We start from the raw sequence: 725 nt of genomic DNA, 5'->3' as shown, positions 1-725 counted from the left end.
GAAGCTGCGCAGCGACCCAACATGCGGTTTGTAAAACCCAAAGGCGTCGCGCAACAAGATGTACAACTGCTTCACCGTATGCGTGAGCGTTTAAACAAGCAATCAACCGCCTTAATCAATCAAGTCAGAGGGATGTTAGCGGAATACGGCATCGTGATAGCCAAAAGTAAAACTGCTTTTAAAGTACAGTTCCCAGATATTTTAGCGGATGAAACCAATGCGCTGACCACCAAAGGTCGGGCCATTTTTTATCAGTTATATGAAGAGTTTAGTGATATAGAAAAACGGCTTAAGGGTTGTGACGTTCAAGTGCTCACTGAAATTAAGAACAATGTGATTTGCCAGCGTTTAGAAACTATCCCAGGTATTGGTCCAGTCACCGCTACCGCCTTTTATGCCGCCGCAGGTGACGGTAAAGACTTCACTAATGGCAGGCACTTTTCAGCTTGGTGTGGCTTAGTTCCCAAGCAACACAGCAGTGGAGGTAAAGATAACCTCCTTGGGATAAGCAAACGGGGAAATGCGTATTTACGCACCCTGTTCATCCACGGCGCCAGAGCCGTGTTGCAACACAGTTGTCATAAACAGGATAAATTTAGCTGCTGGGCAATCCAGTTAGCAGAACGCCGAGGTTTTAACCGAGCCTGTGTAGCCGTCGCCAATAAACTCGCGAGAATGGCATGGGTTATCGCGGCGCATGACGAAGAATATCGACTTCCAGTATA

Annotated in this window: 1 protein-coding gene; it reads left to right on the top strand. The window is 47.0% G+C overall.

What is annotated here, in order from left to right:
• On the top strand, positions 1 to 725 hold a 725-nt coding region (locus NE536_RS22855), incomplete at both ends, for an IS110 family RNA-guided transposase (RefSeq protein WP_261274125.1).

Source organism: Shewanella septentrionalis (assembly GCF_025370265.1).
Lineage (GTDB): Bacteria > Pseudomonadota > Gammaproteobacteria > Enterobacterales > Shewanellaceae > Shewanella > Shewanella hafniensis.
Note: the sequence above shows the minus strand (reverse complement) of the source record. Positions and strands in the feature narration are given on the sequence as shown.